The sequence below is a fragment of the Sporolactobacillus sp. CQH2019 genome, assembly GCF_028765345.1.
Taxonomy (GTDB): Bacteria; Bacillota; Bacilli; order Bacillales; family Sporolactobacillaceae; genus Sporolactobacillus.
In genome coordinates this window covers 387,782-400,311 of record NZ_JARAJZ010000002.1, presented here as the reverse complement: position 1 = coordinate 400,311, position 12,530 = coordinate 387,782, and the positions used below count along the sequence as shown (strand labels likewise).

The window sequence follows — 12,530 nt, the reverse complement described above, 5'->3', positions numbered from 1 at the left end:
ACGTGATTTAATATTGATGAAAGCAGAGGCGCCCGGCTTCTCACCTGGGACGACGCAGAATTGCTGTTGTCGGGTTTGAATATAAGGTTGAATTTTCAATGCGGGCGTTTATGCGCTCGCATTTTTGTTTGACTGCTGCAGAAGTCGTTCGTGCAAGTTTCAGACCGAATCCGCGTTCCACGGCCTGTCCGCTGCCGACTGCCGCGGCCGGGGCGGTCTCTGTCCTGCACTTGTCTTTATGTTCATCCGGTCCCGGATCTTATTTTTAAAATATTTTGGAGGTGGCTCGATATTAGCAAAGAAATGATTGTCAACGAGGGGATCCGCGCTCAGCAGGTCCGGCTGATTGGTCAAAATGGGGAACAAGTCGGCATTAAAAGCAAGTCGGAAGCTTTGGCTCTGGCTCATCATGTCAATCTTGATCTGGTCATGGTTGCGCCTGGTGCCAGACCTCCGGTTTGCCGCATCATGGACTACGGCAAATACCGTTTCGAACAGCAGAAAAAGGACCGGGAAGCCCGCAAAAATCAGAAAGTGATCAGCATCAAGGAAATTCGCCTGAGCCCGAGTATTGAGGAACATGACTTCAATACGAAAATGCGCAATGCAAAAAAGTTTCTTGAGAACGGCGATAAGGTGAAGGCCTCTGTCCGTTTCCGGGGACGGGCGATCACGCACTCCGATCTCGGACGGCAGGTTCTTGAAAAACTGGCTCAGGAATGCGCGGATATCAGCGTGATTGAGGCAAAGCCGAAAATGGAAGGCCGAAGCATGTTCTTAGTGCTTGCCCCTAAGGCCGAAAAGTTAAGTAAGTAATCAAGGAGCGCGATTGAAGGGGCTCCGTAGGAGGAATTTTTATGCCAAAAATGAAAACACACAAGGGTGCCGCAAAGCGTTTCAAGAAAACGGGCACCGGAAAAATGAAACGGAACCATTCGTACACAAGCCATATGATGAGCCACAAATCTCAGAAGCAAAAACGCAATCTGCGTAAGAGCGCCATCGCAACATCTACTTTGGCAAATAAAGTCAAGAAAATGATCAACGCTTAATTAAATAAGAACGTAGCCGATTTTCATATTTTTTAAAGTCTGTTCGGCGGCGCGGAAAAATAAAAGCAGGATGGCCGTGAAAGCACAGTCTGAGGGGCGTACAGGCTTCATGGAATGCAGTGCCTTCGACGGGGACACGTATGGTTTGCCGTTGGGATCTCTCGATGAGTTGTCGGGAGCGGCTCACAGGCTGATGCGGGGATTCGGCAGCCATTTTTCCGGACGTTTCGAACGGCCTATTTAGGAGGTTTTTATAATGGCAAGAGTAAAAGGCGGATATGTGACGCGGCGCAGACGCAAAAGAGTGCTGAAACTGGCCAAGGGCTATTTCGGTGCTAAACATAAATTATTCAAGGTGGCTCAGGAGCAGGTCTTCAAATCGCTGACCTATGCTTATCGCGACCGCCGTCAGACCAAACGTAATTTTCGCAAATTGTGGATTGCGCGGATTAATGCCGCGGCCCGGATCAACGGTTTATCTTACAGCAAGCTGATCCACGGCTTAAAGACGGCCGGTATTGAGGTCAACCGGAAGATGCTGGCCGATCTCGCCGTTCATGATGCGAATGCATTTGCAACGCTTGCTGAAAAGGCAAAAACAGCTAAATAAATTTGAAGCATGTTTGAATTAAAAATGGAGAGCCGGCGCTTGAATGCAGCCGGCTCTTATTTTAACCGTTTTTCCTATTAAACGCCTTGTTCCAGCCGGGTGAGCATCTGATCGCGGAACGCGGCATCGGATTTGTTCCAGATCACTTCCATCAGGACGCCGAGTCCCGGCAGCATTTTTTCCTCACCGTTCCGGATGGCGTCGACGATCGTCTCCTGGAGCTGTTCTTTGTTGTCGCCGGATAAATTGTGCAGCACCGCGCGGCGGATATCCAGATCCATAATGAATCGGGCTCCTTTCTTTAAGCATTTTATACAGGCAATATGGTATAGTATGGATTAAACACATGAATTTATGTAGGGACGGAATCATCACAGACAGAAAAATTTCCTTACTAAAAGGAGTCTTTTCTTTGAGACGTATGGTATCGCTGCAAAATGAAAAAGTTAAAAGCTGGAAGAAGCTTCAGATGAGAAAATGGCGGGAAAAGGAAGGAATGTACCTGCTTGAAGGTCCTCACTTGCTGCAGGAAGCTCTTTTTACAGCGTATGATCGACTGACGGCCATCATCATGGATGAAGGATTTCATTTGCCTCCGGACTGGCCGATAGAGGATATCGAAGTTTATCAGGTCACGCATAAAATTTTTACCGAATTGTCACAGACGGAAACGCCGCAGGGAGTCATCGGCATTTGCCGGATGATTCCGCCGGCTCTTTCTATCCGGAAGGGTCATTATCTGCTCGTCGACGGTGTACAGGATCCGGGGAATCTCGGCACGCTGATCCGAACCGCGGACGCGTTCGGTCTCGATGCGGTATTTCTCGGTGAAGGCTGTGTCGACGGTTACAATGCAAAAACACTGCGCTCGGCGCAAGGATCGCATTTCCATCTTCCCGTTATCCATCGCGATCTGTTTGCCGTTACGGCAGAGATGAAGAAATCGGGCATTCCGCTCTACGGCTCGTCGCTGCAGGGAAAGGATATGACAGGCATCGCCGCGGACGGCCCTTATTTCGGCCTTGTAGTCGGCAATGAGGGTAACGGCGCCTCTCCCGAACTGCTGGCGGAAATGGATAAAGAAGTGAAAATTCCGATGGCCGGGCGTGCGGAATCGATGAATGTCGCGGTTGCTGCGGGCATTCTTCTTTACTGGCTGCAGACGGAAGGGCTTGCACACGGCGCATAAAATGCCTATACTAATAAAGAATCCATTGAAGGGGTCTTGTCAGGCCCTTTCTTAATCATGAAAAGCCGAGACGGAGAGCAGTACTTCCGCACCGCCATAAAGGGAAGGCACGCCATGGACTGAAAGCGCGCCGATGGGACGGACGGAACGAATTCACTCCCGAGCTGCCATTTGAACATTGATTGTTAGTTAAGAATGGACCGGTCCAATCCGCCGTTATTCAGATTTTTGAGTGGACAGCGAGTTTCAATCGCTGTCAACGAGGGTGGTACCGCGATGCTTCGTCCCTTTACAGGGGCGGAGCTTTTATTTTCCAAAAAACAAGGGGTGGAGAAAAAATGCTGCAGGAAAAGTTGCTCGAACTGCGAGACGCCGCATTGAAGAATATCGGATCGGCGAACAGCCTGAAGCAGCTTCAGGACATTCATGTCCGTTATCTCGGGAAAAAGGGTCCGATTACAGAAGTGCTGAAGGGCATGGGCAGGCTGGCAAAAGAGGAACGTCCGGTCATCGGTCAGCTGGCAAATGACGTAAGGAAAGCGATCGGCACACGGATTGAGGGAAAAAAGGCCGAAATCGAGGCAAAAGTGCTGGAGGCGCGGCTGGAAAGCGAGAGAATTGATGTAACCTTGCCGGGAAGAAAGATTCGGGTGGGGGGACACCATCTGCTGGCGTCCGTCATCCGTGAGGTGGAAGACCTTTTTATCGGCCTCGGATTTTCAATTGCCGAAGGCCCTGAGGTGGAAGAGGATTATTATAATTTTGAAGCGCTGAATCTTCCGAAAGATCATCCGGCCCGTGATATGCAGGACTCTTTCTATATCACGGATGAAGTTCTGCTGCGGACCCATACTTCGCCGATGCAGGCGCGTACGTTGGAGGCTCATAAAGGGAAGGGACCCGTTAAAATTATCTGTCCCGGAAAAGTATACCGTCGCGATAATGATGATGCCACGCACTCGCATCAGTTTATGCAGATTGAAGGGCTCTATGTCGATAAAAATGTCAGGCTCAGCGATCTGAAAGGGGTGCTGACCGTCTTTGCCAAGCATGTGTTCGGTGCCGAACGCGAAATCCGGCTGCGGCCGAGCTTTTTTCCTTTCACTGAACCATCCGTTGAAATGGATATCTCTTGTTTCAGATGCGGGGGCCGCGGCTGCTCCGTCTGCAAGGGAACCGGCTGGATTGAAATTCTCGGTGCCGGCATGGTGCATCCGAACGTACTCAGGATGTCCGGATTCGATCCGTCGGTTTATACCGGGTTCGCTTTCGGTATGGGGCCGGAACGGATTGCGATGCTGAAATACGGCATTGAGGACATCCGCCATTTTTACACGGATGATCTCCGCTTTCTGAGACAATTTAAACGGGCATAAGGAGGAGGCTCAAAATATGTTGGTTTCATATAAATGGCTGCAGGATTACGTGGATCTGGACGGCGTGACGCCTGAAGAGCTGGCGGACAGGATTACGAATACGGGGATTGAAGTCGAGCATCTGACCTATCCCGGAAAAGGGCTGAGCGGCATTGTGATCGGCAAAGTGCTGTCGTGTGAACCGCATCCGAAGTCGGATCACCTTCATCTTTGCCGCGTGGATCTCGGTAAGGAGACCGTCCAGATCGTCTGCGGCGCGCCGAATGTCGCAGCCGGCCAGAAAGTGCCTGTTGCGACGGGGGGCGCACGGATCGGCGGCAATGTGAAAATCAGGCAGTCGAGGTTCCGCGGCGAAGAATCCGACGGGATGATCTGCGCGCTCGATGAACTGGGGGTCAACAAGGAGTTGGTGCCGAAAGAATACGCGGACGGCATCTATGTGTTCGACGACGATGTTCCCGTCGGTGCCGACGCGTTGCCATATCTGAATCTGGATGATGCGATACTTGATCTGGATATTCTGATTAACAGTGCCCACTGTATGAACATGATCGGAGTCGCTCATGAAGCGGCCGCCATCTTTGACCGCCCGCTTCACATCCAAAGGCCGAATCCGAGTGAAAGCGATCAGGCCGCGGCCGACAGGATCAGTCTGAGTGTGGAGGCGGCGCAAAAAGTGCCTTATTATGGCGCACGGCTGATCGAGAATATCGAGCTTGCTCCTTCACCGCGCTGGATGCAGCTCCGTTTGATGGCTGCGGGCATTCGGCCGATCAGCAACGTTGTCGATATTTCCAACTATGTGATGATTGAGTACGGACAGCCGCTGCATACGTTTGACTTCGATGCTTTCGGATCAAACCGGGTGCTGGTCCGTTTTGCCGGCCGGAATGAAACGATCCAAACGCTTGACGGCCAGGAACGGGCGCTGACCCCGGAGGATATTGTCATCACCAACGGCAAACAGGCCGCGGCTGTTGCCGGAGTCATGGGCGGTGAAAGTTCGGAAGTGACACCGTCGACCGAAACGGTGCTCATGGAGTCCGCCGTTTTCGACCCGATCTCGATCCGAAAAACGGCCGCCCGCCTGCAAATGCGGACCGATGCCAGCAGCCGTTACGAGAAGGGGCTGGATAGAAACCGCGTTGCGCCGGCGTCCGACCGGGCTGCGGAACTGCTCGCGAAATATGCGCATGCGCGCGTTTTAAAAGGCATTGTCGAACAAGGCGATCGGACGGTGCCGGAAACAGTCATTACAATGCCGTGGGAAAAAATCAATCAGGTACTCGGAGCCGATCTTTCTTTCGGTGTGATCAAGAAGACGCTCGAGCGTCTTGGATTTACTGTTGAAAATCAAGGCGATACAATTCATGTCCGCGTCCCGTCCAGACGTTTTGATGTAACCATTCCGGAAGATCTGGTCGAGGAAGTGGGACGCATTTACGGATACAATCATATTCCCGCAACTTTGCCCGAGGGATCGGCGATTCATGCAGGGCTCACACCCTACCAGAAACTTCGCAGACGCACAGAACGCCTGATGGAAAGCGCGGGGCTTTTCCAGGCCTATACCTATTCACTGACGACCGACGCTCATGCATCGGCGTACATTGTCCGCCCGACTTCTGAAACGGCGGCAAGAGTTGTCTGGCCGATGAGTGAGGAACACGCTGCGCTTCGTCAGAGCATTGTTCCTCAGCTGATCGATGTCGTTAAATATCATCTGAACCGTCAGATGCCCGATGTGGCGCTTTACGAAATCGGAAAAGTCTTTATTCCGAAGCCGGGGGATCCGCGTCCCGGCGAAGAGGAACATCTTGCCGGAGCCGTAACCGGGAGAAGCGCGGAACGCAACTGGGAAGGCGAACCGCGGCCGGTTGATTTCTACACAGTCAAAGGTATTCTCGAAACTCTGTTCGAGGCGCTGGCTGTTTCTGAACGGATTGATTACCGTCCCGCCAGGCGGGAGGAACTGCATCCCGGACAAACGGCGGAGATTTTTCTCGACGGAAAAGTGATCGGCTACGTAGGCGCCCTTCATCCGAGAGCCCAGAAAGACGCCGGCTTGAATGAAACATTTGTTTTTGAAGTCGCTATCGAGTCGTTGCTCAGAGCGCATGAACCGGAGATCGTCTATAAAAATCTGCCTCGTTTTCCTTCAATCACGCGCGATATTGCACTCGTGGTTGACCGTTCTGTTTCCGCGGCGGATCTTGAGCGTATCATTCGGGAGACAGGCGGACCGCTGCTTGCTTCGGTCAGACTCTTCGATGTTTACGAAGGGACGCATGTTGCCAAGAATGAGAAATCACTGGCATTCTCGCTTGTCTACCTCGATCCGGAGCGGACGCTGACCGATGATGAGGTGAATGCTGCGTACAGTCGGATCATCGATGCCTGCAGCCGGGTGGGCGCCCGGCTCAGAGATTAAGGATTAAAATAAACAATAATATAGAAGATAAATGGCGAAGAGGGGACATGAGCTGTCCAGTCCTCCTCTTTTTTTCGAATCGGTTTCCTTTATAAGATAAAATAATGGCGTTTAGAAGAAAGAGATAAAGAAGGCGGCTTCGGCACCTGAAATGTTTTTTACGGGATGTTCTGATTATTTGTGTTTCCCTTCCTTCACATAAGCCGGGGATGCTTATCAACGCTGGACCGGCCTTTTTCCTGCCCGTTTTTCAAACGGCCGACTTTTTGATATGATTAACTTAAAGAATGGATGCAGCCTGAACCGGGACAAGGAATATCTTTCCGCGGGAATGAGCGGCCTACACCCCCGGAAGACGGCCGTTTTTGTCGAAAAACTTGCAAACCCTTCGTTAATCGGCTGCACAATAGGAGGGCAAATAACGAACTAAGAGATGCGCCTGTCCTGCAGCCGTGCCGTGACGGGCATCGGAAATCAGGGAAACGCCGTTTTAATCTGCGTACACACTTTCGGAAAACGTGAAGTTTTCAGCCGAGGCATTTTCTTCTTGAAAAAAATTTCTGCCGTTTCTCCGGAGTTATCGGACATCCTCTTATCAGAAAGATGGGATTGAACATATGCTGCTTAACATAATCATCATTTTGCTGCTTGCCGCCGGTTTCTTTACGGGATTCCGGCGCGGCTTGGTTCTTCAGTTGGTTCATCTAGCCGGGTTCATTGTTTCTTATATCGTTGCTTTTTTGTATTACAAACAGCTGGCGGGGGTTCTTAAATTCTGGCTGCCTTTTCCGACATCGGCGGCGCAGAGCGGAACGTTCAGTTTTTTAGGAACCCTCAATCTGCAGAGCGCCTATTATCAGGCGATCGCTTTTGTCATTCTTTTTATTGCTGCGAAAATCGTGCTGAATATTCTCGGTTCTATGCTTAATTTTCTGGCGGAAATGCCGATTATCCGTTCGGTGAACCATCTGTCGGGAGGTTTGCTCGGCTTTGTGGAAATCTATCTGATCGTCTTTCTTCTGCTCTATGCGGGGGCACTGACGCCGATGGGCGGCATTCAGTCTTCGATCGGCCACTCGTCGCTGGCACAATCGATCATCGGCAATACGCCGCTGTTTTCTAAAATGTTCAAGAGTATGTGGGTAGCTTTTATGGTCTGGAGATGACCGGCCGCCGGGCGAAATCGGCAAATTTTTCTCTCTTCAGGGGAAAAGAGTGATCGAATTGAATAAAAAACAGATTATTGATAAATTGGATGCTATTGCTCTCTATATGGAAATCATCGGGGAAAATTCTTTTAAAGTGGCTGCTTATCGCAGAGCCGGACAGGCGTTGGAAACAGACCGGCGTTCGATGGCCGGAATCGACGATGTGTCCGCGATCAAGGGCATCGGCCGCTCGACGGCCCGTGTCATCGAGGAACTGATGGCAACCGGCGAATCTTCCGTACTTCGGAATCTGCAGGAAAAAATCCCGGAAAGCCTGCTTGATCTGCTTCATATTGCGGGGCTGGGCGGGAAGAAGATCGGTACATTATACCGGACGCTTCACGTGACCGACCTGGCGTCACTGCGTCAGGCCTGTGAACAAGGACGTGTAAGCGCTCTTCCCGGTTTTGGAAAGAAGACGGAAGAAAAACTGCTGAAGGCAATTGAAGAAGGAAAAAAGCGTCCGGAAGTCCTGTCTATCGCTTATATGACCGACCTTGCGGAAACAATAGAATCGATCCTCGGGACAATCCCGGAAATCAGCCGCTTTTCCAGGGCGGGGAGCCTCAGACGGGTAAAAGAGACGATGAAAGATCTGGATTTTGTACTGGAAACCCGGAATCCTGAGAAAGCGGCGGACCGGATTCTGGAGCAGCTGCCCGTGTCCGAAGTGATCGGGCGCGGAGACGCCAAAATAACGGTTCTGATGAATGACCGCTATCAAGTCTCGGTCGACTTCCGTTTGGCTTCACCTGAAACATTCATTACAACGCTTCATCATTTCACCGGGTCTAAAGAACATAACATCCTGTTGCGCCATCTGGCAAAGGAACGCGGCGAAAAGATCAGTGAATACGGTATTGAACTCGGAGACGGCCGTGTGCTCACTTTTTCCAGCGAATCTGAATTTTACCGCCATTTCGGACTGAACGAAATTCCGCCCGAAGTACGCGAAGGGACGGATGAAGTGGAGCGGGCGCACCGTGCGCCGCTCGGGCTGATTAAACTGACGGATATTAAAGGCGATCTGCATATGCACTCGACATGGAGCGACGGTTCGCATACCATTGGGGAAATGGCCGAGGCGATGAGGGCGAAAGGGTATGCGTACGCCTGCCTGACCGATCATTCCAAGTCGCTGCGAGTGGCCGACGGTCTTTCCGAACGCCGGCTGTTCGATCAGCTTGAAGAAGTCGCACGGGTCAATGCGCGGTACGATGACTTTGTTCTCTATTCCGGCGTAGAGATGGATATTTTGCCGGACGGAACTTTGGATTATAAGGACGATGTGCTTGAAAAGCTTGATTTTGTTATTGCGTCTATTCATTCTTCTTTTAACCAGAGCCGGGCGGATATCATGAAAAGGCTTGAGGCCGCCTGCAGAAATCCGTATGTCCGGCTGATTGCCCATCCGACCGGGCGGCTGCTTGGGAAACGCAGCGGCTACCGCACCGATGTCGACCGTCTGATTCAACTGGCATCCGAAACGGGAACGGCGCTGGAGCTGAATGCAAATCGCAACCGTCTTGATCTCTCCTCGGCATGGGTATGCAAGGCCCAGGATGCGGGCGTTAAAATAGCGATTGATACGGACAGCCATTCGATGAAAATGATTGACGAAATGGGGCTTGGCGTCCGGACGGCAGCGCGCGGCTGGATACGTCCGGAGACGGTGCTGAACGCCCTTCCGGCCCGGCAGTTTGCCGATTTTATCAGGCGGAAGAAAGCGCCGTATTCAGGTTAAAAAGCTTCTCCTTTTTTTCTGCTTCGAAGTTTCAATTGCTTCTTATTTTAATACAATGTGATTTTTTAATTTTCTCCAAAAGGAGATGCGGCAAGTGAATGAACATGCACTTAAAGCATTGGAATATGAAAAAATAAAGCAAAAACTGATCCATTTTACCGCGTCTTCGCTTGGCAAAAGCCTGATTGAACAGCTGGCTCCGTCCGGAGATCTGCGCGAAGTCGGGGAGCGCCAGGAGGAGACGGATGAAGGGGCTGCGGTGCTGCGTCTGAAAGGATCGGTTCCGTTCGGAGGGATCACCGATATCAGGCCGGGTCTGAAACGGTCAAAGATAGGAAGTATGCTTATGGCAAGGGAGCTGCTCGATATTGCCGATACGATCCGCGGCGCACGCCTGATGAAAAATTTTATCCTTGATCTGGCCGAAACCGGGCAGGTCGAACTGCCGATACTGACCGGGCTGGTCCGGGAAATGGAGCCGGCGGGCGGCCTGGAACGGCAAATACGCGCCGCGATTGACGACCAGGGGGGCGTCATGGATTCAGCGAGCTCCGCGCTCCGCCGTATCCGCGCTCAGATCCGGACGGCCGACAGCCGCGTCAAACAGAAACTGGAAAACATCGTCCATTCAAGCGGTACGTCGAAGATGCTGTCGGATCCGATTATCACGATCCGCAATGATCGCCACGTCATCCCGGTCAAGCAGGAATACCGTGGTGCTTTCGGAGGCATCGTCCATGACCAGTCGGCCTCGGGAGCGACACTTTTCATTGAACCTCAGGCCATTGTCGACCTGAATAATCAGCTGAGCGAAGCAAGGGCAAAAGAACGGCATGAAGTGGAACGGATTCTGCGCGTCCTGACCGGAGAGACGGCAAAATCGGCGGACAGTCTGCTGGACCAGGTTGCCGGTCTCGCCCGTCTGGACTTCATTTTTGCGAAGGCTGATTACGGACACGCAATCAAAGGTTCGCGGCCGACGCTTAACGATCGCGGAATCATTAAAATGAAAAAGGCGCGCCATCCGCTCATCGATCCGGAACGTGTGGTGCCGATCGATGTCATTTTCGATGAATCAACGCACGCCTTGATCATTACCGGGCCGAATACAGGGGGCAAGACCGTCTCATTGAAAACGATCGGACTGGTGACGCTGATGGCCCAGTCCGGACTTCAGATACCTGCGGAAGACGGCTCGGAAATCTGCGTTTTCAAGAAGGTCTTTGCAGATATCGGCGATGAACAGTCCATTGAACAAAGCCTTAGCACGTTCTCTTCCCATATGACCAACATTGTCGCTATTATAAAAGAAGTCGATTTCGGCAGCCTCGTTCTATTCGATGAACTGGGTGCGGGAACCGATCCCCAGGAAGGGGCGGCGCTGTCGATTGCCATTCTGGATGCGGTTTATGCGCGAGGCGCGACCATTGTCTGCACGACCCATTACAGCGAGCTGAAAGCGTATGCTTACGAAAGAGCAGGTGTGATGAATGCCAGTGTCGAATTCGATGTGGAGACACTGAGTCCGACTTACCGGCTGCTGCTCGGCGTTCCCGGACGGAGCAACGCTTTTGAAATTTCGAAAAAACTGGGCCTGCCGGCCGACATTATCGATGCCGCCAAACTGCAGATCAGCCGCGAAACGAATCAAGTTGATAAAATGATCGCCTCGCTGGAAAAGAACCGGAAAGCGGCGGAACGGGAAGAAGAAACGGCGCGCCGCCTCAAGCTTGAGGCCGAGGAAAAAGAGGCGTCTCTTGCAGAAAAGCTGAACGAACTGGAAAATAAGAAAGAACTGATTCTGAAACAGGCGAAGAAAAAAGCGGAGCATTCGCTGCAGGAAGCGCGGCTTGAGGCCGAGGCCATCATCGATGAGCTGCGTCATTATCAAAAACAGGGGCAGGTCAAAGAACATCAGCTGATTAATGCCAAGACGAGGCTGTCCCATGCTCTGGATGCCCTGGATCAGCCGGATCGCAAATCTTCTCCCGTTCCCGTGAAAAAGGCGGCAGCCGGTTTTAAACCGGGCGACCGTGTGAAGATCGTCAGCTACGGCCAGGACGGTTACATCGTAGAAAAAATCAACGATCACGAATATCTCGTTCAGGTAGGAATCCTGAAGATGAATGTAGCCGGAACGGATCTTAAGAGCGTGAGGGAAGAGAAAAAAGTGCGTCCCGTGGTCAATGTCCGTACGTCGGGACGGACGGTGAAGCCGGAACTGGATCTGCGCGGCGAGCGCTACGAGGATGCCATGCTTAAAGTCGAGAAATACCTTGATGAAGCCATGCTCGCCGGATATCCCCGCGTTTCGATCATTCACGGAAAAGGGACGGGAGCACTTCGAAAGGGTGTGACGAAGCTGATCGAGAAACATCCGAGGGTTAAAGATTCGCGTCTCGGCAGCCAGGGGGAAGGCGGCAGCGGAGTCACGGTCGTCGAGTTTAAGTAAATGCGGCGGGAAAAATCATCGCGTGAGCTGAATAATGGAATCTCGCCGATGGAGATGCTATACTTTGTCACATAAGAAGTAAGAATGATACAAGGAGGTCATGATTCCATGGCTATCAATCAGGTAAATGACGCAAATTTTGCGGATGAAACATCGAAAGGACTTGTGCTGGCCGATTTTTGGGCGACGTGGTGCGGCCCGTGCAAAATGATGGCTCCGGTTCTTGAAGAAGTCGATTCCGAATTATCGGATAAACTGAAAATCGTCAAGCTTGACGTTGATGAAAATCAGGCGACTGCAAGCAAATTCGGCGTGATGAGCATTCCGACGATGTTTCTCTTTAAAGACGGCGAAATTGCCGATAAGGTTGTCGGCTTTACACCGAAGGAAGCTCTCGTTGACCGTATCAAGCAGCACATCGGCTGATTACTACTGTAAAACGGATCGGGAAGCATCCGCAAGAACCGG

General features: G+C 51.7%; 11 protein-coding genes and 1 other annotated feature. Of the genes, 10 read left to right on the top strand and 1 reads right to left on the bottom strand.

What is annotated here, in order from left to right; translation table 11 throughout:
- Positions 1-303 precede the first annotated feature (303 nt).
- From infC to rplT, 3 genes are all read left to right on the top strand, one after another.
- Entirely contained in the window at positions 304-816 is a 513-nt protein-coding gene (gene infC / locus OYT88_RS04905) for a translation initiation factor IF-3 (RefSeq protein ID WP_274398277.1), read from the top strand.
- Between the two features lie 41 nt (positions 817-857).
- Entirely contained in the window at positions 858-1,052 is a 195-nt protein-coding gene (gene rpmI / locus OYT88_RS04900; protein WP_274398276.1) for a 50S ribosomal protein L35, read from the top strand.
- A gap of 256 nt (positions 1,053-1,308) precedes the next feature.
- Positions 1,309-1,662 carry a 50S ribosomal protein L20 gene (gene rplT, locus OYT88_RS04895; protein WP_274398275.1) on the top strand — a complete coding sequence of 118 codons (354 nt, stop codon included), beginning with the start codon at positions 1,309-1,311 and terminating at the stop codon, positions 1,660-1,662.
- 77 nt (positions 1,663-1,739) lie between these two features.
- Here rplT and sspI read toward each other — a convergent pair whose 3' ends face one another.
- Complete coding sequence (sspI, locus tag OYT88_RS04890) at positions 1,740-1,943, bottom strand: small acid-soluble spore protein SspI (protein ID WP_274398274.1); 204 nt, start codon at positions 1,941-1,943, stop codon at positions 1,740-1,742.
- A gap of 140 nt (positions 1,944-2,083) precedes the next feature.
- On the opposite strand from sspI, the gene OYT88_RS04885 reads away from it, so the two are divergent.
- The 7 genes from OYT88_RS04885 to trxA all read left to right on the top strand — a co-directional run bounded on the left by OYT88_RS04885 (position 2,084) and on the right by trxA (position 12,488).
- Positions 2,084-2,851, top strand: coding sequence for a TrmH family RNA methyltransferase (locus OYT88_RS04885; RefSeq protein WP_274398310.1), 768 nt, complete (start codon positions 2,084-2,086; stop codon positions 2,849-2,851).
- A 58-nt stretch (positions 2,852-2,909) separates the two neighbouring features.
- Positions 2,910-3,143: a binding site (T-box leader), on the top strand.
- A 49-nt stretch (positions 3,144-3,192) separates the two neighbouring features.
- Entirely contained in the window at positions 3,193-4,227 is a 1,035-nt protein-coding gene (gene pheS, locus OYT88_RS04880) for a phenylalanine--tRNA ligase subunit alpha (RefSeq protein WP_274398309.1), read from the top strand.
- A gap of 16 nt (positions 4,228-4,243) precedes the next feature.
- Positions 4,244-6,658: a phenylalanine--tRNA ligase subunit beta gene (pheT, locus tag OYT88_RS04875; RefSeq protein ID WP_274398273.1), complete on the top strand. Its 2,415-nt coding sequence runs from the start codon at positions 4,244-4,246 to the stop codon at positions 6,656-6,658.
- A gap of 617 nt (positions 6,659-7,275) precedes the next feature.
- On the top strand, positions 7,276-7,824 hold the full coding sequence (locus OYT88_RS04870; RefSeq protein WP_274398272.1) for a CvpA family protein: 549 nt from the start codon (positions 7,276-7,278) through the stop codon (positions 7,822-7,824).
- Between the two features lie 52 nt (positions 7,825-7,876).
- On the top strand, positions 7,877-9,610 hold the full coding sequence (polX, locus tag OYT88_RS04865) for a DNA polymerase/3'-5' exonuclease PolX (RefSeq protein WP_274398307.1): 1,734 nt from the start codon (positions 7,877-7,879) through the stop codon (positions 9,608-9,610).
- 94 nt (positions 9,611-9,704) lie between these two features.
- Positions 9,705-12,062 (top strand): endonuclease MutS2, encoded by a 2,358-nt coding sequence (locus OYT88_RS04860; RefSeq protein ID WP_274398271.1) that lies wholly within the window; start codon positions 9,705-9,707, stop codon positions 12,060-12,062.
- Between the two features lie 108 nt (positions 12,063-12,170).
- Positions 12,171-12,488 (top strand): thioredoxin, encoded by a 318-nt coding sequence (trxA, locus tag OYT88_RS04855; RefSeq protein WP_274398270.1) that lies wholly within the window; start codon positions 12,171-12,173, stop codon positions 12,486-12,488.
- Positions 12,489-12,530: the final 42 nt, after the last annotated feature.

Coding starts and splice junctions, on each gene's coding strand:
- OYT88_RS04885 (WP_274398310.1), top strand. CDS start 2,084: ATGGTATCGCTGCAAAATGAAAAAGTTAAAAGCTGGAAGAAGCTTCAG.
- OYT88_RS04870 (WP_274398272.1), top strand. CDS start 7,276: ATGCTGCTTAACATAATCATCATTTTGCTGCTTGCCGCCGGTTTCTTT.
- pheT (WP_274398273.1), top strand. CDS start 4,244: ATGTTGGTTTCATATAAATGGCTGCAGGATTACGTGGATCTGGACGGC.
- rplT (WP_274398275.1), top strand. CDS start 1,309: ATGGCAAGAGTAAAAGGCGGATATGTGACGCGGCGCAGACGCAAAAGA.
- sspI (WP_274398274.1), bottom strand. CDS start 1,943: ATGGATCTGGATATCCGCCGCGCGGTGCTGCACAATTTATCCGGCGAC.
- infC (WP_274398277.1), top strand. CDS start 304: ATGATTGTCAACGAGGGGATCCGCGCTCAGCAGGTCCGGCTGATTGGT.
- rpmI (WP_274398276.1), top strand. CDS start 858: ATGCCAAAAATGAAAACACACAAGGGTGCCGCAAAGCGTTTCAAGAAA.
- trxA (WP_274398270.1), top strand. CDS start 12,171: ATGGCTATCAATCAGGTAAATGACGCAAATTTTGCGGATGAAACATCG.